The organism is Streptomyces sp. R21, assembly GCF_041051975.1.
GTDB lineage: Bacteria > Actinomycetota > Actinomycetes > Streptomycetales > Streptomycetaceae > Streptomyces.
This window is the reverse complement of the sequence record NZ_CP163435.1, coordinates 6,232,357-6,255,620: the sequence shown is the minus strand read 5'-3', so window position 1 is coordinate 6,255,620 and position 23,264 is coordinate 6,232,357. Positions and strand designations below refer to the sequence as shown.

At 67.9% G+C, this 23,264-nt stretch carries 15 protein-coding genes and 1 pseudogene; 11 read left to right on the top strand and 5 right to left on the bottom strand.

All coding sequences use genetic code 11. The annotated features are described in order from the left end of the window. Nucleotides 1–10 precede the first annotated feature (10 nt). The gene (locus tag AB5J56_RS27960; protein WP_369236181.1) at nucleotides 11–1,381 is read left to right on the top strand and encodes a DNA cytosine methyltransferase; all 1,371 of its coding nucleotides are present in this window, start codon (nucleotides 11–13) and stop codon (nucleotides 1,379–1,381) included. Between the two features lie 51 nt (nucleotides 1,382–1,432). Here the strand turns inward: AB5J56_RS27960 and AB5J56_RS27955 are convergent, their stop codons facing one another. The 3 genes from AB5J56_RS27955 to AB5J56_RS27945 are packed head-to-tail and all read right to left on the bottom strand — an operon-like array spanning nucleotide 1,433 to nucleotide 5,454. Then, nucleotides 1,433–2,311 (bottom strand): DUF6339 family protein, encoded by an 879-nt coding sequence (locus AB5J56_RS27955; protein ID WP_369236179.1) that lies wholly within the window; start codon nucleotides 2,309–2,311, stop codon nucleotides 1,433–1,435. Next, the gene (locus AB5J56_RS27950) at nucleotides 2,308–3,300 is read right to left on the bottom strand and encodes a hypothetical protein (protein ID WP_369236177.1); all 993 of its coding nucleotides are present in this window, start codon (nucleotides 3,298–3,300) and stop codon (nucleotides 2,308–2,310) included. Before AB5J56_RS27950 ends, AB5J56_RS27955 begins: the two co-directional genes overlap by 4 nt. A 3-nt stretch (nucleotides 3,301–3,303) precedes the next feature. After that, entirely contained in the window at nucleotides 3,304–5,454 is a 2,151-nt protein-coding gene (locus tag AB5J56_RS27945; protein ID WP_369242831.1) for a helix-turn-helix domain-containing protein, read from the bottom strand. A 659-nt stretch (nucleotides 5,455–6,113) separates the two neighbouring features. Between AB5J56_RS27945 and AB5J56_RS27940 the strand changes: the two genes are divergently transcribed. The 8 genes and pseudogenes from AB5J56_RS27940 to AB5J56_RS27905 all read left to right on the top strand — a co-directional run bounded on the left by AB5J56_RS27940 (nucleotide 6,114) and on the right by AB5J56_RS27905 (nucleotide 20,602). Continuing rightward, the gene (locus AB5J56_RS27940; RefSeq protein ID WP_369236175.1) at nucleotides 6,114–10,886 is read left to right on the top strand and encodes a DEAD/DEAH box helicase; all 4,773 of its coding nucleotides are present in this window, start codon (nucleotides 6,114–6,116) and stop codon (nucleotides 10,884–10,886) included. Then, entirely contained in the window at nucleotides 10,883–12,787 is a 1,905-nt protein-coding gene (locus AB5J56_RS27935; RefSeq protein ID WP_369236173.1) for a UvrD-helicase domain-containing protein, read from the top strand. The genes AB5J56_RS27940 and AB5J56_RS27935 overlap by 4 nt, the downstream gene beginning before the upstream one ends. Further along, the gene (locus AB5J56_RS27930) at nucleotides 12,784–16,038 is read left to right on the top strand and encodes a helicase-related protein (RefSeq protein WP_369236171.1); all 3,255 of its coding nucleotides are present in this window, start codon (nucleotides 12,784–12,786) and stop codon (nucleotides 16,036–16,038) included. The genes AB5J56_RS27935 and AB5J56_RS27930 overlap by 4 nt, the downstream gene beginning before the upstream one ends. Then, entirely contained in the window at nucleotides 16,035–17,897 is a 1,863-nt protein-coding gene (gene drmB, locus AB5J56_RS27925; protein ID WP_369236169.1) for a DrmB family protein, read from the top strand. Before AB5J56_RS27930 ends, drmB begins: the two co-directional genes overlap by 4 nt. Before the next feature lie 628 nt (nucleotides 17,898–18,525). Continuing rightward, nucleotides 18,526–19,029 (top strand): annotated as a pseudogene (locus tag AB5J56_RS27920) (DUF5753 domain-containing protein); the annotation flags it as partial. A 60-nt stretch (nucleotides 19,030–19,089) separates the two neighbouring features. Beyond that, the gene (locus tag AB5J56_RS27915) at nucleotides 19,090–19,224 is read left to right on the top strand and encodes a DUF397 domain-containing protein (RefSeq protein ID WP_369236167.1); all 135 of its coding nucleotides are present in this window, start codon (nucleotides 19,090–19,092) and stop codon (nucleotides 19,222–19,224) included. 298 nt (nucleotides 19,225–19,522) lie between these two features. Next, a complete protein-coding gene (locus AB5J56_RS27910) occupies nucleotides 19,523–19,801 on the top strand; it encodes a hypothetical protein (protein WP_369236165.1) in 279 nt (92 codons plus the stop codon). Between the two features lie 495 nt (nucleotides 19,802–20,296). Further along, nucleotides 20,297–20,602: a hypothetical protein gene (locus AB5J56_RS27905; protein ID WP_369236163.1), complete on the top strand. Its 306-nt coding sequence runs from the start codon at nucleotides 20,297–20,299 to the stop codon at nucleotides 20,600–20,602. A gap of 33 nt (nucleotides 20,603–20,635) precedes the next feature. On the opposite strand, the gene AB5J56_RS27900 is transcribed toward AB5J56_RS27905, so the two are convergent. After that, nucleotides 20,636–21,586, bottom strand: a complete 951-nt coding sequence (locus AB5J56_RS27900; RefSeq protein ID WP_369236161.1) for a GlxA family transcriptional regulator — start codon at nucleotides 21,584–21,586, stop codon at nucleotides 20,636–20,638. A 194-nt stretch (nucleotides 21,587–21,780) separates the two neighbouring features. On the opposite strand from AB5J56_RS27900, the gene AB5J56_RS27895 reads away from it, so the two are divergent. Together AB5J56_RS27895 and AB5J56_RS27890 are read left to right on the top strand one after the other, a co-directional pair. Beyond that, entirely contained in the window at nucleotides 21,781–22,230 is a 450-nt protein-coding gene (locus tag AB5J56_RS27895) for a hypothetical protein (protein ID WP_369236159.1), read from the top strand. 55 nt (nucleotides 22,231–22,285) lie between these two features. Further along, nucleotides 22,286–22,813, top strand: coding sequence for a levansucrase (locus AB5J56_RS27890; protein WP_369236157.1), 528 nt, complete (start codon nucleotides 22,286–22,288; stop codon nucleotides 22,811–22,813). 25 nt (nucleotides 22,814–22,838) lie between these two features. Here AB5J56_RS27890 and AB5J56_RS27885 read toward each other — a convergent pair whose 3' ends face one another. After that, nucleotides 22,839–23,198: a VOC family protein gene (locus AB5J56_RS27885; RefSeq protein WP_369236155.1), complete on the bottom strand. Its 360-nt coding sequence runs from the start codon at nucleotides 23,196–23,198 to the stop codon at nucleotides 22,839–22,841. Nucleotides 23,199–23,264: the final 66 nt, after the last annotated feature.

Genomic DNA, 23,264 nt, shown 5'->3' with positions numbered 1-23,264 from the left:
CTTCCGCCACATGACCAGCACGGCGTCCCACAAGCCAATCCTCGACAAGCCCTTCGTTCTGGACCTCTTCGCAGGTCCCGGGGGGCTTGACGTCGGCGGTCACGCACTGGGTATCCCGAGTCTCGGTATCGAGTGGGACAAGAGCGCGTGCCTGACGCGGTACGCCGCTGGGCTGGACACCCTCCACGCCGACGTGAGTGCGGTACGCAGGGACGCTTTCGAGTCGCTGCCACCGGAGATCAACGTGCTCGCCGGCGGCCCTCCGTGCCAGACGTACTCGGTGGCCGGGAACGGTGTCGGGCGAGAGGCCCTGGAGGAGGTCAAGAAGTACATCGAGCGTCTCCTGACGAAAGGCGAATCCGACAGGAAGATCGACAAGGACCTGAAGACGCTCAGCGGCGATCCGCGCACCGCGATGGTTCTCGAGCCTCTGCGATACGCGATCCAGGCGACGAGGAGCCCCAACCGGGAGAGGCGGCCCTACGACGTCATCGTCCTGGAACAGGTTCCCGCCGTCGAGGCACTCTGGCACCACTACGCCAAGGTACTGAAGGAGATCGGCCTCCCCGACGGAACCAAGTATGAGGTCGTCGTCAAAGTCCTGGACACGGAGACCTACGGCGTACCTCAGACGCGATCCCGTGCGGTACTGATCGCCCGGCGTGAGGGGCTCGGCGCCCCCTCGCTCCCCAAAGCGACCCACCTTCCCTACGAGGCGAAGGAATGGAATCGAAGGAGTGACCAGGCCTCGGACGGAGTCTACCAAGCGACCCTCGACGACGGCATCGCACCGGAGGCCGAAGAGCGCGAGGAGACAGGCGGCGAGGCCCGACAGCACTGGCGGTCCATGGGTGACGTGCTCGCCAAGCCTGTGGGCACACATCTGGGGCGTGCCACTCCTTTTCTGGTCCGATCGAACTACGGCAGCTCAGGCATCCCGGGGCGACGTGGCGTGCGGAGCGACCGGCAGCCCGCCACCACCGTCACCGGCCGCATCTCCCGCTTCGTGGTCTTCCAACACCTGGACGAGAAAATCGTCTACGAGGGTCCGCGGTTCAGCATGAACGAGGCGGGGATGCTTCAGAGTTTCCCTCCGGACTATCCGTGGTCCGGTACGGCGCAGGCCCAGCAGGTGGGCAATGCCGTGCCGCCCCTGTTCGGGGCACACCTGCTGAGCGCCGCGCTCGGCCTTCCCGCGCCGGACCCGGAGGTAATGAGGGAGCCGTGGGAGCCGGCCACAGAGGAGAAGCGGGCCAAGTTGCGCAGCCACGGCTGCGGGGCCAGCGACGAATGCACCGCCCAGTGTCCGCGACCCGAGGACCATGCACCGCCCTCGTCCTCCGCACGCCCTCGCAAGAACAAGAAGGCATCGGCGCCGTAGTTCGCGAACGCGCCGCCTGAGGATGTTGCGAAAGCCTGCCGCACCGCCGGGTCAATCCCCGATCTTCCTACCCCTGACCGGCGCAGTCTCGAACAGCTCGGCAAAGTAGTCGGTGAGAGCCAGCACGGACTCTTCCCTGACAGGATCCTCGTCAGGCCCATCCGGGAGATCCCGTCGATCGACCGGTGGTGCCGATTCCGCGGCCGCGATCCAGTCCCGCAGACGGGCGGGGTCCCGGGGCTCGTCCTGTGCGAGAACGTCGTAGACAAGAGTTGCGCCGGCTGCGTTGATCGCAACGCTGAGACCATCGATCTCTCGGCCGGTGGTGACCCGCCCACTCTTCAAGAGGCGGACCAGGGCCTGAGCCGTGGGACGATGGTCGATCATCTCCTTCTTCAGCACGCTGTGGATGAGGTCCTGGTTCCCGCAGGCTGCCTCGACCGGCTCGTAGTCCGCCCCGTTCCTGAAGAGCTCAGCCGCCCACCACAGCCGTGAGAAACACTGTCGGTCCGCAGAGCCCCGGAAACGCTCCGCGGCAACACGTCTTTCCGGCCTTTTCGCCGTCGGCTCCGAAAGGTGACGCCAGACCACGTAGTCGGGAGCCACCGCCAGGGCGATGTGGTTCCACAGTCGCTTGTCCGCCGCCTCTCGCCGCGTCAGGCGCAGCGTGGCATGGAGTCGTGGCGCGAGCCACGCGTCGGCTCGGGTGCGGTCCTCCTGGAACTCGTACATGACGTCTTCCACCAGGCTTCGGATCGGCTCGACCGACCATCTGGCGTCGTCCTCCGGGAGAGGCTCGACCACCTTGGCAAGATCGATGCCGCCATGCGCCTGTTCACCTTTGAGCAACTCCTCGGTGAGGAACGGATCGACGTCCGAGGCGGCGAGCAGCGCCAGTCGCTCCGGTACATGGTTCGGCTGCGTGATCACGTGTCACTCTCTCGGTTCATCTGTTCCAGACCCCGGATGGCATAGGCCAGCGCCTTGGTGGCATCGGCCCGGCGGACCGCTGCGTAGTGGATGCGGGTCTGGAGCTCTACCCAGCCCGAGTCTCCGGTGCGCCGCCGGTGGACCTGTCGCAGAGCCTCCTCGACATGCATGCCAGGCATCACGTCCGGGAGCATCTCCCGGAGCACCTCGCCCTGCCAATCGGTCGGAAAGACCGGGCCGCCGCCGGGTTCCACCTCCAGATCGCCAATCGCGCCATGAAACACCGCGGTCCAGACATCGGTGGCCATCTGAGCGACCAAGAGATCCCGCACCTTGGTGTCCACACCGGAGCCGTTGCTGTCCAACAGCCCGAGAACGCCCTCGACATCGGTGTTCACGAACACGGTGGGGACCCTCGCCGAGACGTCGACGATCCAGGGCGCGTCGGCGTATGCCTGCAGCCACACCCGGGAGCTCTTCTTGAACGAGGCTTTCTGGACGTCCAATTGGAGACCACGGACCGGCTCGTCGGAGACCGTGTCGACGATCCAGCTCCTGTCGGTCTCCGCGATCGACCGTCCGCGTACTCCGTCCACCGTCCCGACGGCGTACGCGGCGAGGGAAGCCCGGCCCACGTGATCGTCGCGGAACAGCTCCAAGAAGCCCGACCAGTCACGGCCGTCCTCGGCGTCATGTGTGAGTTCCACGGAGCTGCGGACATTGGTCTCGCCGTCCGTCAGCACGGCGAGAACGCACAGTTCGGACCAGGCCGCATCCGGAGCGTTCGCCCCGGGCGGCAGAGTGGCGGAGAGGCCGATCGTGGCGCTCACCCAGTCGGTGTGGCCCGCGATGCCGAGGGCGACGGCCTGCTGGGGCGAGTAGGCCGTGGTCTCCAGTCGGTCACGGGTTCCGTCCGAGAGCCTGAGGGAGACCGAGGTCACCCTCAGGGTGATCGATCGGCTGAGCCGCTTGTACGGGTAGATCTTCACGGCTCACTCCCCCTTGCCGGTCCGGAGTTCGAGGACGAGACGGGTGAGCGTGGTCCTGACCGGGTGGCTGGTGACGTCGGTGGCTCCTCGGAACTTCGCTCGGCGTGCGCCGGGGGCGAAGCGCAGGGTTCCGTCCTCCACCTCACAGCCCTCGACAGCCACGAGCTCTGCCCACTCGAGCCTCGGTCGGCCTCCGGATCTCACGTCCAGCTGGGCGAGCGGCACCATCGGAGTGATCTCGTCGCCACGGGGGATGCTCACCTCAGCGACGATCTGCCACTCCCCGCCGTCGCCGATCATCGCGTCAAGGCGGTCCAGCACCGGGACCACGGGTCCAGTGGGCACCTTGGCCTTGGGCTTCGCCTTCACGGTCAACGCCTTGCGCAGGGCTTCGCCGCCCTCACGGTTGCCGCGCTTCGGTCGTGCGACAAGTTCCTTGACGGCACTGTTGACCTCGGCGGTCAGATTGTTGATCCGCCGGTAGGCGGAGGGCGACCAGCGCAGGGTCAGCTCCTCCGTCTGCCCCCAACGGTCGTGCTCAGGTGGCTCCGCAGCACGCAGGAAGTCCTCGGCTTCCTGCGCGAAAGGAACGGACTCCCCTGCGGCCTCCCCTGCCAGGAGAACAGCTTGGAAGGGATTGGTGCCGAGCGGCAGTTTCGACACCCCGGCCCTTTTGACGGTCATGCGGTTGCCGCGCAGCGAGTGCACCTGATTCTTGCCCCCGTGGTCCTTCTCCTCGGCCTCGGTGAGCAGCAGGACGGCTTGATGCGTACCGAGCGTCCCTTTGGCTCCCCCGGAGAGGGGCAGCTTCAGCGGAACGTTCCGCGCCGCCACTTGCCCGGCCTCGGTGAGCCGCTCCACGGTGGTGCCCTCGTAATGCGCCCGCAGGGCACGGGTCCGGGCAGGCTGCTCGGTGGACGGATCGACCTGTTCCTCCTCCCTGACCACGACCCCGTTGCGCAAGGTGCGGACAGAGACCTCCAACAGGGGAAGCCTGCCGCCCCCGCCGGTCATCGCAGCCCAGAAGTCACGTCCGAGTGCCTCGACCAGACGGCGGTGCATTCTGCAGATGTCGCGCGTGTCCCCGGTGCTCTCCTCATCCACGTCTGCGGTCTCGTCGTCGATGTCGGACAGCTTCTCGTCGAGGCTGGCCACGTCGTGCGCGCCAACGACGAGGAAGGAGGTTCCCGGCTCGTCGTTCTCCCTGGCCAGATGCAGACGGGCCACAGTTTCCTCATCCGCCCACCAGGACCGGGCGACATCTGCGCCCGGCGAATCGGGGTCGGGGCGCCCGAACCAGGCGGGACCTGCGTATGGACGACCATCGACCTCTCTCCAAGGCAGTTCGAGTCGGCCGATGACCCGACGCTCGGTACGCCCTTCATGAGTCTTGGACAGAGTCGAGTTGATGAGCACGAGACCGAGTGCACTGGTGGCCCACAACGTCGCCTTTCCGAGGCCGTACGAACCTCCCGCGCCAGGCCCGGACTTGAGGCTCTCCAGCTGCCGCCTGACCACAGCCGCGAACTTGCCGTCCGCGTAGTCGTCACCGATGAGTCCGGAAGCGTTGTAGTCGTCGATGCGCAACAGGACCAGACGGCCCTTCTCGTACATGTCGCGCACCCCGGCGTCCACAACCCGGCCGACCTTCTGGTTTCCGGCGATCTCCGAGACTGCGGAGTAGTGAGGAAACAGGTCGTTCCAGAGAATCGCGTCACGGAAGTCGTCCAGGGCCTCACCCGTCAGCTCGTGCAGGGTGTAACGGACCTTGACCGGACGGCCGTTCTCCTTCACCCGCTCGTCGAGGCTGTTCTGGCAGGTCTCGCGCGCAAGGACCTGAACGTCGGCATCGAAGGCGAAGGCGGCGGCATTACCCAGGTCACGGCCACCGTCGTGGTAGCCCGGGCGGTGGTACCAGGTGACCGGGAGGCCGGCCTGGGTGTCGGTGGTGCGGGTGTGCACCGTGCCGACGTCCGTGCCCAGCGCCTTGGCGATGTCCGTCATGGCTGTCGGACGAGGAGTCGACCTGCCGGTGATCCACGCGGAGACGGCGGCTCGGGTCAGTTTGAGTTCGTCGGCCAGTTCAGCCTGCGTCTTTCCTGCGAGCTTGAGCTGACGGGCCAGCCAGGGCCCGAACTCTTCACCTGTCTCCACGTGCCACCTGTTCTTCCCCTCGGAGCCGCATGTGGCTCGAACGTCGCAGACCCAGGAGGCTAATTTGACGAACTGAGCACTGTCAACCGCCAGTTGATCGAACTCCAGCCCCCTGAACCCTTGGGCCAATAGGTCGAGTTGCCCGATTTCGGCCCCCTTTGCATAGAACTTCACGAGGGGAGCGAGCAACTCCCCATCAGGGCAAGGGAGTTGGGGTTGAAATCTGGATCGGCGTTCGATAGCGTCCAAAGTGGCGAAATTCCCGCCTCGCTCGCGACCCCCGAATGCAAGTCGGGGGATCGGGCGGCCCGGACGGAAGTGTGTCCATATTCAGCACCAAGGGCCAAAAGCCCGCGGGTGTAGTCACCAAGATCGGACACCTATTCCCTACGGGAGATAGTTGCGTTCTAATACACCCTTGTGTGACACGACACCAACCCGACGACAACTCCCCTTCGATCTGACCTCCTCCGCACCACCGCCGCGAGGGCAGGAGGCTTCTCGGCGTTGCCGCCTTTCACCAGCAGAAACACTCGAAGGCGCCGATGCATACGCCTCCGGAACCACTTGAACACCCATGGGTTGGCTACACGAGCCGGCAGCCGATCCAACCCTCACGCTTTCACCCGGACCTTTGACACGTCAGGAGTGCAGGAGCAGTGTCGTCTTCGTTCTCGCCGGTAATCAAAACCGTCATCGAGCAGTCTTCTCGCGTCCTTCAGACGTACGCCGTAGACCCCGGTCTCGTAGCCGAGCACGCCAATGGAGAGCGACGAATCACTCAAGGCGGATATGGCGATCGCCAGCTTTTCGAGCTCGTCCAGAATGCGGCTGATGAAATCGCGGACGAACCCGGAGGGAAGGTTCACGTAGTCCTCACAGAAACCCATCTCTACTGCGCCAACGAAGGAAATCCCGTCACTCCTGAGGGTGCAGAGACAATCCTTCGAATGAGTATGTCGAAGAAACGTGGAGGTCAGATCGGACGATTTGGCGTCGGCGTGAAATCGGTACTCGCGGTGACGGACGCACCAGAATTCTTCAGCCATACCGGAAGTTTCGGATTCGACCGCGCCTGGTCGTACGAGCAGATCAAGGCCGTGCCCGGTGTCACAGCACGGTACGGCCCGGAGTTCGACGCACCCGTGCTGCGGATGGCCCGTCCGCTCGACGTTCAGGTCGAGCGCGCTGCCGACCCCGTCCTCAACGAGCTGTTGACCTGGTCGACCACCGTCGTCCGTCTTCCTCTGCTCCCCAAGGCGGACGACCGGCTGGGTCGGGACATGCACGGTGGCCGTGCCAGGGACCACGGCGAATCCCGCGACGAGTTCCCGGTCGGCTTCCAGCTCTTCTCACCACACGTTGCGAAAGTCGTGCTGGAGGACCGCCGCCCCCGCCCTGTGGCCCGGCGAACGCTGGCCACCGAGCAGGCAGGTGACCTGCACATCGTGGTCGAGGAGCGGACCGGGAAGGCCGTCGCCACCGACCGGTGGCGAGTGTTCACCACCACTCACGAGCCTGGTCCGGCGGCCCGTGCAGACGCCGGCGAGCTCCACGACCGCCTCTCCCTGGAACTCGCCTGGGGCGTTCCCACCCTGGAGAAGGACCAGGAGAGCGGTCTGTACGTCAGCCCCCGCTCGCGCGGTCGGGGCAGGTTCTGGTCCTTCTTCCCGACCAAGTATGAGATGTCGCTGAGCGGCATCCTCAACGGCGCCTGGAAGACAAACGAGGACCGGCAGAATCTTCTCGACTCCTCCCCCTTCAATCAGGAGATGATCCGGGTGGCGGCGCAGCTGGTCGTCGACTCGCTCCCCGCACTGGCACCCGTCGAGGACCCGGCCGCCTACCTCCCACTGCTGCCCGGCCGCGTCAAGGAGGCGATCAGTTGGGCGGACGAGTTCCTGACCGATGAGATCTGGATGTGCACCGCACTCCACCCGTCGCTGCCTGACCAGAACGGTGTGCTGCGGGTGCCGACCGACCTGCGGGTACACCCTCGTCCCAAGGATCCGAAGAAGGAACTGAAGCCCCTCGCTCGTTGGCTGCGGATGTGGCACGAGTGCCCGGACCGCCCTTCGAACTGGTTGCACCCGAGCGTCGAGGTCGACTCTCTACGCTCCGGCAAGGTCGAGCACATCCTCGGCGCAGCCAAGCACCAGCGAGCGGATGTCCGCGAATGGCTGGAGGCTCTCGTAGCGAGCGGCACCGCTGAAGCGTCCGCGACGGCGATCCGCATCCTCGCCGACATGATCGAGGCCCAGTCCCCGTTCATCGCGGAGGCCCGGAAAGCGCACATCGTCCTCACCGAGGAGCACGGACTCGTCCCGCCCGTTCACGGACGGGTGTTCCGGCGAGCTGACCAGGGCGGGCTGCGCGAGTCCACGGTCTACGTGGTCGACACGATCGCCCAGGACCCGTCGCTGGCACACGCGCTCAACCTCCTGGGTATCCGGGAGGCCGACGCCGAGGGACGGTTCACCAGCGTTCTCGACCAGGGCTTCGACCACTACAGCCCGTCGGACTGGGAACGGTTCTGGGAGCTGTTCCGCCAGGCCGGGGTCCGGCGGCTGGCCCACAAAGTGCTGGAGCGAGTGCCCGCGCCGCGTTCGACGCTCCGTGTGCGGACCGCCGACGGGCGGTTCCGGCGGGTCGAAGACTGCATGCTGCCGGGTGTCGTGGTCGACACGAAGCGCGACCCGAGCGTCGCCGTCGACATGGCGTTTCACTCCGATGACACACCCTTCTTCTCTCAGATCGGTCTGAAGGAACGACCGTCCAGCGGGGTGCAGCCCGAGGTGGACGAGGCCTGGTTCGAGGAGTACCGCGAAACCGTCCACGGCGCCTACCTGCGTAGCTTGGACTCCCGTGCTCCCCGCCCCGCACTGAACCGAATGAAGGTCGAGGGGGCCGCCATCGGTGGCCCACTCCACCTCTTCCGCGCCCTCTCCGAGGAGTCCCGCTCCGCCTTCTTGAAGGTGCTGCCCGACGACGCCGTCGTGGACAACTGGACGCGTCAGTTCGGCGCACAGACCAGCACCCGGCAGGCAGTGGCCTCGCCCATCCGGTGGATGCTGAGGAAGTACGGCACGGTAGCCACGTCCCAGGGAGTCAGACCGCTGAAGGAGGCCGTCGGGCCTCAACTCGCCGCCTATCGCGACGTACTGCCGGTAGCCGACATCTCTGCGGAGAAAGCCCGCAAGCTCCGGCTCCCGACCACCGTGGACGAAGTTCCCGGGGACCGCTGGGACGCGCTCCTCGACGAGGTGACCCGCAGCGAGGACGACTCTTTCGTCGGCGCCACCTACGTAATGCTGACCCGGTTCGGCGCGGACTTCCCCGAGGACTCCCTGACGCGCTGCCGCATCGGCGACACCTGGGGGACCCGCGCCGACGACGAGATCACCCTCGCCGTCAGTGCCCTCGAATACCGGGCACTCCGTGCCGAGCAGCTGCCCGCGCTGCTCGTGCCTACGGTCGAGGACGCTGAGCTGATGGTCGAGAAGTGGGGCATGCTCCGCTATTCCGACGTGATCAGCAAGGAGACCCGTGAGGTCCTGGACAGCGACCCTGTTCCGCTGGTCGAGCTGTACCCCGCCCTGCGTCAACGCCTGAGCAGCGTCAACCGGAACGCCATGGTGCAGCGGTGCACCGAGCTCGAGGAAATCATGCGGACCCCCAACGGAACGCATGCCTATCCCCTGAAGGTCGTCCGCCAGGACGGCACGGTCAAGGTCCGCGTGCCACTGGATCCTGAGCCGATGCTGCGCCTGATCGACCTGGAGCTGGGGCTCGGGCTCGGTGCGGCCGGTTGTCGGGCGGCGCTGGAGCAACAGGACCGCATGGCTCGGGACAGTGCGATGCAGGCCGCGCAGAAGGCCGTACGCGATGCCGAGGACGTGGTCGCCAAGATGGAGCTGCTGGTCGGTGCCGAGGCACTCCGCGCCGGGCTTCCCGAAGGGCTGATGGAGGCCGAGCTGCAGGCGACGGACGGTGTGGAGCCGTCCGGGCACCGGATCGCGCAGATGGCATTCAATGCACACGGTGACGGGGTGCTCCAGCAGCACGCCCGTGACATCCAGGCGCGGTTCCCCAACGCGCCGGTCGGTTACACGGGTTCATCGGCCGCCATTGCCTTCGTCTCGGACCTGAAGCTGCCTGTCGCGTTCGCGGGTTCGAGGACTCCGTCCCCGCCGCCGTTCGAAACCGTCGAGGGCCCCCGGGACTTCCCGAGTCTCCACGAGTACCAGGAGGATCTGGTACGCAACATTTCCGCCATGCTCGATCGGCTGGCTCCGCAGCGCGGCATGCTCTCGCTGCCCACCGGCGCGGGCAAGACCCGGGTGACCGCCGAGGCCGTGATCCGCTGGGTCAAGCGCGTCAGCGACCTCAGGGGGCCCCTGCTGTGGATCGCTCAGACCGAGGAGCTGTGCGAGCAGGCCGTTCAGAGCTGGAAGTTCGTCTGGAACAAGGTCGGTGCGGATCGCCCGCTCACCATCAGCCGGCTCTGGAGCAGCAACGAGGTCGGGGACGTCGTCGATCATCCCCACCTGGTGGTGGCCACCGACGCCAAGCTGGAGCGCTGCCTGGGCACCGATCAGTACACCTGGTTGCGGCAGGCCGCCCTGGTGGTCGTGGACGAGGCGCACACCGCGATCTCCAAGCGGTACACCGAGATCCTGACCCAGTTGGGGCTCACCCAGTACGAGACCGGACGGCATCTGCTCGGTCTGACCGCCACGCCGTTCCGCAACACCAACGAGGACGAGACCCGCCGTCTGATCACCCGCTTCGGCAACAGGCGCCTCGACGAAGGAGTCTTCCCATCGGGTGACCCGTATCGCGACCTCCAGAACTGGGGCATGCTCGCCCAGGTCGAGCACCGCACCCTGGAGGGCGGCCGGATCGAGCTGAGCCAGGAGGAGAGGACGTACGCCGATCGCATGGCAGTGCTCTCCCGCGCCGCGGAACAGCGGCTCGCCGACGACCACGCACGCAGTCGGCGCATCGTCGACTCGGTGGCCGAATTGCCGGAGGACTGGCCGACCCTGCTCTTCGCCACCTCCGTCGACAACGCCAAGTATCTGGCCGCCATGCTGAACGACCGAGGCGTTCGGTCCGCCGCCGTGGACTCCACGACCAGTCCGCAGGACCGTCGCGCCCGCATCGAGAACTTCCGAAACGGCCGTGTCCGGGTGCTCACCAACTACGGTGTCCTCACCCAGGGTTTCGACGCACCGGCCACCCGTGCGGTGGTCGTGGCCCGCCCGGTCTACAGCACCAACGTCTACCAGCAGATGATCGGCCGTGGCCTGCGGGGACCCAAGAATGGCGGCAAGGACACCTGCCTGATCCTCAACGTCAGCGACAACATCGCCAACTTCGACACCCGGCTCGCCTTCACCCAGTTCGAGCACCTCTGGAGCCGTAAGTGACCGACGCCTACCTCGACAGCCCTCCGCCCACTGCCGAGCAACAGGCCGTGGTCGAGCAGCCCTGGGACGCGCGGGTGCTGGTCACCGCCGGTGCCGGGGCGGGAAAGACGCACATGCTGGTGCGCCGGCTCGATGCATTGTGCGGTCACGAGGATCCCGACGAGGCGCTGGAGGCCGCCGAGATCCTGGTGCTCACCTTCTCCCGGGCGGCCGCTCGCGAATTGCGCGAGCGCATCGCCCGTCACGGGGAGCAGGCGCGCCGCGTGCGCGCCCAGACCTTCGACGCCTGGGCGTACGGGGTGCTCGTCCAGGCGTACCCTGACCGGGAGTGGGGTGCGGCCTCCTTCGACGAGCGGATCCAGGCCGCGGCCGGGGCGATCGAGAAGGGCGCACTGGAGTCCGGCGACACGGTCCCGCCCGCCCATGTAGTGATCGACGAGGTGCAGGATCTGTTGGGCGGCCGCCGGGAGCTGGTGGAGGCCCTCCTCGACCGCTACCAGGACAGTTGCGGCTTCACGGTGGTCGGCGACGCCGCCCAGTCCGTCTACGGCTTCCAGATCGAGGACCTGGCCGAACGCGCCGACGAGACTGGCCGGTTCTTCGAGTGGCTGCGCTGCTCATACCCCGACGATCTGGTGGAGCTGCACCTCACCGAGAACTTCCGGGCCGTCACTCCCGAGGCCCGGGTCGCACTGGCTTATGGTCCCCGGCTCCAGCAGGTGAGCGACACGGACGAGGCGGCGGCGTTCTACGAGGGGCTGCGCGATCTGCTCCTGGATCCGGCGAACGGGATGGGTGACCTCGCCGATCAGTTCACCTTGGACGGTTTACGGAATCTCTCCGACACCTGTGCGATCCTCACTCGCGACAACCGCCAGGCCCTGGTGGTCTCCGACCTGCTCCACGAGCACGGCGTCGAACACCGCCTGCGCCGCCCGCTCGAAGAGCGGCCGGTGCCGTACTGGGTGGCCGAGTTGTTGCGCCGTACCGAGGCAACCGGTGTCGGCGAGGACCGGTTCCGCTCGCTCCTCGCTGAGATCCCGCTGCCGTACGAGCCCAATTCGACCGCCCTGTGGACGGTCCTGCGACGGGCCACACGTTCGGCCGGGCGCAATGTGCTCGATCTGGATCGGCTGCGCCGCTTGGTCGCCGACGACAGGTTCCCCGACGAGGCAGCCGACCCGGAGACCGCACGGATCGTCGTCTCCACCGTGCACAGGGCCAAAGGCCTCGAGTTCGACCGGGTGATCGTCCTGACCCCGCCGACCGTCGCCGAGCTCCGCAGGCAGCACAAGGACGAGCTGGACCTCCCCGCGGAGGCCCGAGCCCTGTACGTGGCGATGACGCGCGTCCGCCAGGACCTCTACCACGCCCAGTCACCCGAGCTACCGATCCTCAAGAGATCGGGTGGCCGGAAGAGCGGTCGGCGGTACGTAGGCGGGTGGCGGTCCTACGACAGATTCGGGATCGTCGCCGAGGCGGGCGACGTCTGCCGGGACCACCCGCCCGGCCACGAGACCGACGCCGTGGCGACTCAGGCGTATCTCGTGGAGCGGGTGGGTCCCGGGCATGCAGTGGTGCTGCGCAAGTGCCACGACCTGCCGATGGGCGAACTCCAGAGCCCGCCGTACGCCCTGGTGCACGACGGTCGGGAGATCGGTGAGGTGTCGGAGCGGTTCCGCGAGGAGTTGTTCCAGGTGCAGAAGGTGAACAGGACATGGGACCCCTGGTGGCCCGACGAGATCCACGGCATGTGCGTCGACACCCTGGAGACCGTGACGGGCAGCACCGCCGCCGGCGCCAACGCCGGCCTCGGCGACCGAGGTGTGTGGATCGCTCCCCGGATCACCGGCATCGGAAGGTATCGACGGGCTGACAACGACGAGGAGCAGCGCGCATGACGGACGTGGCAGGGCGGCACTCCGAGCACTATCGAGTCAGGGACGAGGAACTCCTGTTGGGACTCCGCCGCGAGCTCCTCGGCCCCGCACCGGGCGCCGCGCCGGAGGATCGGGACGAGATCCTCACCCAGGACGCTCCGATCGACCGCTACCTGGCGGGTGTCCTGTACCCGAGATCGGCGAACGCGGCTGCAGAGCAGCGGATCCGTGAGGACGATGCCGAGCAGGAGGGCCTGGACAGCGTCCCGCTGCGCACCCATGACAACGTCGAGGAATCCGGCACCGCACAGGAGGTCGGTGCTGCGGGGTCCCGTCGTCCCTCCTCAATGGGCCTCACCTTCGCGGTCGACCCGGCTATGAGCGAAGAGATCGTGATCTCGGCACATGCCGCCGTCTACGAGCCCGCCGATGCGGAAGGCAATCCGATCCCTGCCCGCCGCGCCGAGGCTCGCACCACATCCGACCAACGGGAACAATGGCGGCGCAAGGAACTCGCGCTTCCGGACACCACCGTCGACGTAAGGACGCCCGACCCCAACAAGAATTTCGACCTCGGTACCGGGGCCGCGCTACGCGTCAACGTCCGCGGCGCCGACCCGACCACCGGTACGGTCACGATCACAGTCACCCTGGTCAACACCCACCGGGTCAGCGAGCGGGAACTGCAGGACGCGTTCTCCCTGTTCCAGTGTGGCCTCACGATCCGTGCTGCCAACGGCTCCACCGCCTTCGTCGAGCGCCCCGCCCCGGCTACCGCTCACGACCCCGAGGTCGCGACCAGCCGACTACTGCACCGTCACGCCCCGACGTTCGCCGTCGGTCACGGCTGTGCCGCCGAGTGGGACTGGACGCCGCCGCCGACCGGCGTGCCCGACACCGCCCCTGCCGCTGTCGCCGAAGTACGGAGCGAGTTCGTCCCCACCGTCGAGGTGCTGCTCACCGACTCCAATCCTGAGATCGACAGCTCCGCTCTTTCCATGATCGGTCTGGCCAAGGGCTCCGACGCCGAGGTCCTGGCCGCCTTGAAGGATCTCGCCACGGGCTACGAGCGTTGGATCGAGCGCAAGGAGATCGAGGCCGAGGCTCTGACCGGTGAAACGTACGACAAGCCCGCGCGGAACCAGGTGGAGGCCTGCCGCGAGGCCCTCGGCCGCATTCGCGAGGGCATCGAACTGCTGGGATCCAAGCCCGACTTGATGCAGGCGTTCCGGCTCGCCAACCAGGCCATGGCCGAACAGCGCGCCCGCAGCGCGTGGGTGAAGGACGGCCGAAACGGTTCCCCCGACCCCGCCGCGGGCCACTGGCGCCCTTTCCAGATCGCGTTCGTGCTGCTCTGTCTGGCCGGTATCGACGACCCCGCGCACCGCGACCGCGGCACCTCCGACCTGCTGTGGTTCCCCACCGGCGGTGGCAAGACCGAGGCGTATCTCGGTCTGATCGCCCTCACCTCGTTCCTGCGTCGCATTCGGAAAGGCGCGGACGGCGGCGGCGTCACGGTGCTCATGCGTTACACGCTGCGGCTGCTCACGCTCCAGCAGTTCGAGCGCGCCGCGATCCTGCTCTGCGCCATGGAACACATGCGCCGGAAAAGGCCAGAGTTGGGCGACGAGCAGTTCTCCATCGGTATGTGGGTGGGGCGCTCGGCCACTCCCAACACCCTGGAAGAAGCCGGCAGGAGGCTCGCCGAGCTCCGCGGGAACCTCGACAAGCGGCTCGCCACCGAGAACCCCGTTCAGCTGCACGCCTGCCCCTGGTGCGGCACCCGCCTCGACGCCCGCGCCTATGAGGTCGACGAGGACGCCAAGCGGATGCACGTCCGTTGTCCCGGTACGGGCTGCCGCTTCGCCGACGGACTGCCGGTCCACCTGATCGACGAGGCGGTCTACGACGCCCGCCCGACGCTGGTGATCGCCACCGTCGACAAGTTCGCCTCGATGCCGTGGCGCCCGGCCACTGCTGCCCTCTTCAACCGCGACGACCCCAGCGACCGCACCCCGCCTCCGGAGCTGATCGTTCAGGACGAACTCCATCTGATCTCGGGTCCGTTGGGGACTCTCACCGGCCTCTACGAGACTGCCGTGGACTCGCTCGCCGATCGTCCCAAGGTGATCGCCTCCACGGCGACCATCCGTCGCGCCGCCGACCAGGGCCGCCACCTCTTCGCCCGCGAAGTACGCCAGTTCCCGCCCGCCGGTCTGGACTCCCGCGACTCGTGGTTCGCGGTGGAGACCCCCCGTGAGGAGAAGGCGAGCCGTCGCTACGTCGGCCTCCTGGCCCCCGGGACCAGTCAGTCCACCCTCTTGATCCGTACGTACGCAACCCTCCTGCACCGGGCCAAGCATGCACGGACCGAGGACGAGGTGCGCGACGCGTACTGGAGCCTTGTCGGCTACTTCAACAGCCTCCGGCTGTTGTCCGCCGCGGAACTCCAGGTCCACGACGACGTGGTGGCGTACCTCGAGTTGCTCGCCGAGCGTGAGGGTGTGGCCGTCCGCGACATCCCCAACTACTCGGAGCTGACGAGTCGGATCGACGCCAGCGAGATCCCCGCCCGCCTCAAGGGCATCGAGAAGAAGCTCCCGGACGAGGACACCGTGGACGTCCTCCTCGCCACCAACATGATCGCGGTGGGCGTCGACGTGGACCGGCTCGGCCTGATGGCCGTGATGGGTCAGCCGCAGACCACCGCCGAGTACATCCAGGCCACCAGCCGTGTCGGCCGCGCCCATCCCGGACTGGTCGCCGTCATGCTCAACGCGACCCGCTCCCGCGACCGCTCCCACTACGAGAACTTCCTGCACTTCCATTCCGCCCTCTACCGCGAGGTCGAGTCCACCTCCGTCACGCCCTTCTCCGCCCGTGCCCGAGAGCGGGGCCTGCACGCGGTGATCGTCGCCCTGGCGCGCATCCTCATTCCTGCGGCCCGCCCCAACGACGCGGCCGGCCGCGTCGACTCCTACGAGCACCTGCTCCGTGAGGACATCAGGCGCGATCTCCTGAAACGCGTCCAGGAGGTCACCCCCGAGGAGACCGACGCGGTTGCCCGAGCCTTCGACGAGTTCGTCGACTGGTGGTGCGACGAGGCCGACGCGCACGGCGGGCTGCTCTTCGAACCCCAGAGGGGCAGCCGTGTCCCCTCGCTCCTGAAGTCGTACGACGACGAGTCCGAGGACGCCGAGGCATGGCCCACGCTGTGGAGCCTGCGCGATGTCGACGCCGAGTCCGCCCTGTTCATGGAGGCATCCCGATGACCCCGCCCCCCGCACGCCGCCGCCGGACCGGCACGGACGGCACCGCGCCCGCCCGCAACCTGCTCCGTCGTGGTGCGGTTCGTCGTGCCCAGGCGATCACCACGTACGGAATCGGCTCGCTCGTCGCCGTCGACCACGAGTCCTTCATCGTCTCCGGACTGGACGGCGCCGACGAACACTGGAACAGCGACGAGGCTCCACGGATCCACGAGCGGCGCCTCGCCCGCATCCTGGGCGTCCACCATTTCCGACTGCCGCCCGCGTCCGACGACACCAGCAAGGACGGCTTCCGGGTCCGTCGTTTCCCTCTCATGCACTCCTGCCCGGAGTGCAACGACCTGCGCCGGCACCGCGACTTCACCCCGCCTCCCGGCCGGAGCATCTGCGGCACATGTGAAGCCGACCTGGTCCCCTCCCGTTTCGTGATCGCCTGCGAGGCCGGACACCTCGACGAGTACCCGTACTGGCAATGGGTCCATCGCGCCTCCGGCCGCGGCACCACGACCGCCGGCCAGTGCGGTGGAACCCTCAAGCTGCGTACCGCCGGACGCAGTTCCTCGCTCCGTTCGATTCTCGTCTCCTGCACCTGCGGGGTGCCCGACGTCTCGATGGAGGGCTCCTTCCGCAGGAGCGCTCTCAAGGATCTGGGCCTTCGCTGCCGTGGCACCCGCCCATGGCTCGGCACGTCCGCTCCCGCCCAGACCTGCGGCCTGACCCCGCGCACCCTCCAGCGCGGTTCCTCGGCCGTATGGCAGCCGGTGTTGAAGTCGGCACTCTCCATCCCGCCGTGGAGCGACGGCCGCGCCGATCCGCTCGCAGAGCACTGGGACGAGCTCCGCAACCTGAACAGCCGCGCGGAGATCGAGATGTGCCTCAAGTTCGCGTTCAAGGGTGAGAGTCCGGTCCCGGTCGACGACGTGATGGTCCTCCTCGACGCAGAACGCGAGGAGGACCCGAGCGGCGAGGACACCCCCACCTTCGACCACCGCTACCGCGCTCTGCGCAACAAGGAGTACGAGCGGCTCCGCTCGGGCAACGACGAGCGCGAGCGCTCCCGCGAGGAACAGTTCATCTGCGAAACCCCGCTGGGGGACGCGGCCGTGCTCCGCCCGCTCGGCTTCACGGGCCCGATGCTGGTGAAGAAGCTCCGCGAGGTACGCGCTCTCAAGGCGTTCACCCGGCTCGCAGACCCTGACTCGACGACCGAACCCAACGAGGTGCCGCTCTCCGACTCCGACCTGCAGTGGCTCCCCGCCATGGAAGTCCGCGGCGAGGGGGTCTTCCTCCGACTGGACGAGGACCGACTCGGATCCTGGGAGAAGGCCCTCGCTGTTGCCTCTCGGGTCGAGAGGATGCGCACCGCTCACCAGAGGGCGATGGAGCAGCGCGCGACGGATCCGAGCCGGGTCGCTCCTTCCCCCGCCACCCCCCGCATGGTGCTGCTGCACACGCTGGCCCATGTCCTCATCAACGAATGGAGCCTGGAAGCCGGCTATCCCACCGCCGCCCTGCGCGAGCGTCTGTACGCCGACGACGACATGGCCGGGGTGCTCGTCTACACCGCGACGAGCGACTCGGCGGGCAGCCTCGGCGGGCTCGTCGCCCAGGGGGAACCGGACCGCTTGGCCCAGGCGATCCGCTCGGCCGTCCACCGTGCCGAGTGGTGTTCCTCGGACCCGCTCTGCGTCGAGTCCGAGGCATCCGGCACTGGGGGGACCAACCTCGCCGCCTGCCACGCCTGTGTGATGCTCCCTGAGACAAGCTGCGAGCACAACAACACCCTGTTGGACCGCGCGCTGCTCGTCGGTACTCCCGACGATCCTCACCTGGGCTTCTTCGCACACGTACTGGAACAGTGACACCCGGCTGACCGTGGGCGGACATCAACCCGGGTCGACAGCTTGAACCACCCGCGCGTCATTTGGGTCGGCTACCGGAGCGGTCCAGGATTTCGCCCTCGTCGCAGTCATGTGCCCGAGGCCAGTGGAGAAGGTCTGCGATGACGTCGATCGCCGCCTCTTCGACCACAGGCACGCTCGACCGGCTCGACGCGTGAGGTGGCCTCGCTCCGCCGTAGAGGCTCAGGATCACCTCGGCTCGCGTCAGACCCACGCACCCAAGATGGCCGTCCGGCGAAGTCGGGTTCGCGGCCCGCTCCACCAGGTCACCTTCTGATCGGCCGCAAAAGTACTCGTCGGTGTGCCGGGACCCACGTGTGTGATCACATTGGAGACGAGCTCGCTGACGCAGAGTCGGGCTGTGTCGATGACTTCGTGCAGGCCCCAGAGGCCGAGGTGTATCCGCATAATACGGCGCAGAGCGGCGACCTCCTCGGGATCTGCTGTGAAGGCCGAGTCCACGGCTTCTGTGACATGCACGTCTGCTGAATCACAGAGCCCCTTGTCATCGGCCGCATCTCCCTTGACTCCATCTGATCAACGGAGCCTTAACAGCGCTCGCGCCGAGTAGCGACGCTTGCCCGCTGAGATGACGGGTTCACCGACGACGCTCCGTCGTCGGCTCTCGATCGAGTTGAAGCAACTCCGTGAGAAGAGCGCCGACCACCGACGAGTTGCGGGAGTTCCTCAAAGCGTTGGCCCGGCAGGCCAAGACACTTGGGTGGTGGCAGGTACACGGAGCCGGGTCCCCGAGTGGTTCAACATCTACATCGGTCTGGAGCAGGACGCCGCCACGTTCCGCCAATACCACTGTGAGTTGCTGCCCGGCCTCATGCAGACCACGGTCCACGCCGGTGAACTCCACAAGACCGGTGTGCACATGGCCGCCGACGACATCGATCGATCGGTTCACGTCCGCATGGAACGCCAAGCCATGCTGACGCGGCCCGTCGCTTCGAACGCCTGGTTCGTCGTGAACGAAGGCGCGGTGCGCAATGTCATCGGGAATCGAGCCTTGATGCGGGAGCAACTCGAACGTGTCCTGGAATCAGCCGAGTTGCCCGGCGTGACTTTGCAGGTCCTACCTTTCGATTTTTCATGTGCGTAAGTACATGAAAGCCTTCGACGGCCTTCGGGCAGCGGCACAGAGTGCGTGGAGTGCGCGTACGCCGATGACGCCATCCTCGTACGCGATTCCAAGGCCGACGACGATGCGGTCATCACCGTCGGCAACCACGCCTGGCAACGCTTCATACACCCGATGCGACAGCGCCCCGCGGGGACTTGATAATTGGAAGATTTCGGCGGTGTGGAGCCGGAGTGGGCAGCGGCTTCGGCGATCTCGGGGTGCCTAAATCTTCCAGTTGCACGGCTCTGTCCGGCTTGCTGGGATGGAGTGGGCCGTTTTGCCGAAGGCGGCTGGTGCAGGGCACGGGGACGTTACCAAGGCCGCGCGGCACGCCACGGAGATCCGTGATCACGCATCCGGGGTTCACTGACGGCTGTGGCCAAGCGGATCGGGCGGCGCCGGCTCGACGCCGGAATCCTCGTTGCCGTAGGGAGTGCGGGTCGGCATGCTGAGGCCCATGCCAGGGCAGCGGAAGAGGAAGCGGCAGCAGGAGGCACGGCGGCGGCGGGCTGCGGCCGCGTACGAGGGGCGGGACGGGCGCTGGGAGGTCGTGTTCTCTACTCAGGACGAGGGCGAGTGGGCGGCCTTCAGGCGGGAGTTCATGGCCGAGCACCCGGGGATCGAACCGGAGTCGGTTCGGGTCGACATGCTCTGCGGGCGGCTGGTGCAGCCGACCACCTACCGCTTGAGCGTGTTTGTTCCTGAGGTGAAGGTGAAGTTCGGCGGCGGTGCCTAGTGCTCAGATGCTCCGGCTGATCCAGGTGTACGTCGTGGGCCGCGTCCGGGATGACGGCAGCCGACGTGGCCGGGCGGCGGGCCTGCATTTCCGTGGGCTCCGACGGCAGGTCCGGGGTCGGGCCGGACGGGCCTGCCTCGATCAGGACCAGGGAGCTGACCAGTTCCGGATGGGCCGCCGCGGTGAGGAGCGCCGTGGGGCCACCCAGGGGGCTCGGGTATCGGCGCTGGCGGACTGGGCGGTCGGTGGTGGTCGCGGTACGCGAGGTGGGTGTTGTCCCTCATCGCGAGGCTGCGGAGGTCCGCTGGCGGCGGGCGGCTGGGGGGGGCTGCACCGTGCTCTGCCTCCCGGGTCCACCGTTGTCCGTCAGCAGCGGTCAGGGCAGCGCCGTATGCGCTGTGGCGCCGCCCGCGTGAGCGCCGCCCTGCCGACCGGAAGCACACCCTGCACGGTTAGCCTCGGTTCGTCCGACAGACGCACCAGCGGAGGCAGCAAATGGCGAAGGTACCGGCCGCGGCGGTGGCCGCCAGTGGGCTCATCGGCGGATACGGCGTGGCCCGCTGGACCAAGAAGCGGCAGCTCGGCGGGGTCGTCCTGGCGGCTGCCGGGACCGCGGCCGCACAGCAGTGGCGGCAGCAGGCCGGCGGGAAGGCCGCGGGGGCACTGACCGTCGCCTACGTCGCCGCCTTCGGCGCGTCCCACCCGCTGGCCAAGAAGGTCGGCGCCTGGCCCGCCGTGTTCGGCGTCGCCGGAGCCGTCGCCCTCGCCTCCTGGGCGGTCGCCGACCGGCACACAGCCTGAGCCGCCTCAGCCCTCAACCCTCCCCCTCTCCCCTCAGCCCTCAACCCCCTGAAACGCCCGCCGATACGCATACGGACTCGTCCCCACCACCCGCTTGAAGCGTTCCCGGAACGCCGTCGGGGAGCCGAAGCCCGCCTGCGCCGCGATGCGTTCGACGGGGTACGCGGTGGTCTCCAGGAGGTACTGGGCCCGGCGCACCCGCGCGCGGTGCAGCCACTGCAGCGGTGTCGTCCCCGTCTGCTCGCGGAAGCGGCGGTTGAGGGTGCGGGCGCTCATGCCGGCGTGGGCCGCGATGTCGTCCAGCGTGAGGTCGCGGTCCGCGTTGTCCTCCAGCCACTCCAGCAAGGGCTCCAGCGTGGCGCCCGCCGGGGCCGGAGGCCGGTCGTGGACGATGAACTGGGCCTGGCCGCCCTCCCGTTCGAGCGGTACGACGGCCATCCGGGCGGCGTGCGCGGCCACGGCCGAACCGTGGTCCCGGCGGATCATGTGCAGGCACATGTCGATCGCGGCGGCCGCGCCCGCCGACGTCAGGAACTGCCCGTTGTCGACGTACAGGACGTTCGGGTCGACCGTGACCGACGGATACATGGCCGCCAGGTCCGGCGCCGCGGCCCAGTGCGTGGTCGCGCGCAGCCCGTCCAGGAGGCCCGTCGCCGCGAAGACGAACGCGCCCACGCACACCGAGGCGATGCGCGTACCGTTCGCCGCCGCCGCGCGCAGCGCCTCCGCCACCCCCGGCGGCAGCGGGACGGTGGGGTCGGCGACGCCGGGCAGCACGATCGTGTCGGCGTCCGCGAGCGCGTCGAGTCCGTACGGCGCGCGCACGTTGTACGGGCCCGCGCGCACCTCCTCCGCCGCGGCGCAGACCCGGACCCGGTACGCCTCCCGCCCGTCCGGCAGCCGGGCCCAGCCGAAGGTGTCGATCGGGGCGGAGAGGTCGAACGGGATCACCTGGTCCAGCGCCAGTACGGCCACGGTGTGCATGGCGAGAGAGTAGGCATACGACGGGTTGTGGCCAAGCCCGCACTCACCTCCCTACCTCCGCCCCACACACAGAAGAAGACCAGCAACCCCCGTCAAGAGCTCAACAACCGCTGTCAAAACCCCTGGCGAGAATCCGTCGCCCCCTGGCAAAACCGCCACTTCTGCAAGATCCGCCGTACGCCTAGCGTCGCCCCGTGACCAAGTTCCTCCTCGCCGTTCATGTCATCGCCGCGATCGTCGCCGTCGGGCCCGTCACCGTCGCCTCGAGCCTGTTCCCGCCCAGCGCGCGCAAGGCGCTCGCCGCTCCGGGGGACGTGGGGGCCGCGGAGACCGTACGGCTGCTGCACCGGATCTGCCGGGTGTACGCCGCCGTCGGCGTCGTCGTCCCCGTCTTCGGGTTCGCCACGGCGAGCAGCATGGGGGTGCTCGGGGACGCCTGGCTGGTCGTCTCGATCGCGCTGACCGCGCTCGCCGCACTGGTCCTCGTGGCGCTGGTGCTGCCCCGGCAGAGCGTGTTCGCCGACGGCGGCGGGGACCCGGCGGCGACCGTGCGGCTCGCCATGTTCACGGGGATCTTCAACCTGCTCTGGGCCACCGTCACCGTGCTGATGATCATCCGGCCCGGGTCCACGACCGGGGCGTAGGAACCCGGCTACCCGACCATAGGATCCCGGCCACCCTGGGAATAGGATCCCGGCCATGTATGGACAGGTGCCAGGACACGGACAGCAAGAACCCTCGGCCTCCCAGGCCTATCTCGCCACGGTGCAGAGCCGGCTCACGGCCGACGGCTGCGAGACGCGGTGGGAGGACTGGGCCGGTGTGCCCGTCCTCGTCGGGCGGCGGGCCGACTTCCGGATGAGCTGGATGGCGACGCGGCTGCACCTGTTCACCGTGGCCGCCGCGGTCCCGGAGATAACGGTGCCCGCCATCGAGGGCTTCACCGAGCAGGTGATGAAGTACGCCAAGGACAACAAGGGCGGACTGCCGGTCGGCGTGCAGAACGGCATCGGCGCGTTCCCGCTCCTGGTCAGCGACCGGGTCGATCCGGCCGCCGTCCACTGGGCGGAGGCCCAGCAACGCATCAAGTTCGCCTGCATGACGCGGCCCGTCGTGGTCGACAGCGCGCAGCAGTACGTCGGGATGTACCGCGGCAAGCCGGCACTCGGCCGCGTCTACGCGTCGTACTTCATCCAGAAGGGCTCGCAGTACTTCTACGGTCAGTGAGCCCACGGCCGACGCGGCAGTTGACTCAGCCCCGGTGCCCCAGCACGTTCACGACCCGCCCGTTCGGGTCCCGTACGAAGAAGCGCCGCACGCCCCACTCCTCGTCGCGCAGGTCCCGTACGATCTCCGCGCCCGAGGCGGTCAACTGCGCGTACACCGCGTCGACGTCCTCGACCTCCACGCTCAGGTCGGGTACGACCGGCGCGGTCCGCTCCTCGGTGAGGAAGCTGATCTGCGCGGTCGGGTTGGAGGGGGAGGCGAGGGTCATGACCCAGCCCAGGTGCATGACCTCCTCGAAGCCCAACAGGCCGTAGAAGTCACGGCTGTTCACCATGTCCTTCTCGGACTCGACCTGCACGTTCGGGACGATCCTGCGGATGGTCATGGACAACCACTCCAGGTCATGGACAACCACTCCTCAAGTCACGACTGTCATCAGTCGCGACGGCCA

Bases quoted from the DNA above. Each gene is read 5' to 3' on its own strand.
- AB5J56_RS27890 (WP_369236157.1), top strand. From the start codon at position 22,286: ATGTATGGACAGGTGCCAGGACACGGACAGCAAGAACCCTCGGCCTCC.
- AB5J56_RS27960 (WP_369236181.1), top strand. From the start codon at position 11: ATGACCAGCACGGCGTCCCACAAGCCAATCCTCGACAAGCCCTTCGTT.
- drmB (WP_369236169.1), top strand. From the start codon at position 16,035: ATGACCCCGCCCCCCGCACGCCGCCGCCGGACCGGCACGGACGGCACC.
- AB5J56_RS27885 (WP_369236155.1), bottom strand. From the start codon at position 23,198: ATGACCATCCGCAGGATCGTCCCGAACGTGCAGGTCGAGTCCGAGAAG.
- AB5J56_RS27930 (WP_369236171.1), top strand. From the start codon at position 12,784: ATGACGGACGTGGCAGGGCGGCACTCCGAGCACTATCGAGTCAGGGAC.
- AB5J56_RS27905 (WP_369236163.1), top strand. From the start codon at position 20,297: ATGGCGAAGGTACCGGCCGCGGCGGTGGCCGCCAGTGGGCTCATCGGC.
- AB5J56_RS27900 (WP_369236161.1), bottom strand. From the start codon at position 21,586: ATGCACACCGTGGCCGTACTGGCGCTGGACCAGGTGATCCCGTTCGAC.
- AB5J56_RS27910 (WP_369236165.1), top strand. From the start codon at position 19,523: ATGCCAGGGCAGCGGAAGAGGAAGCGGCAGCAGGAGGCACGGCGGCGG.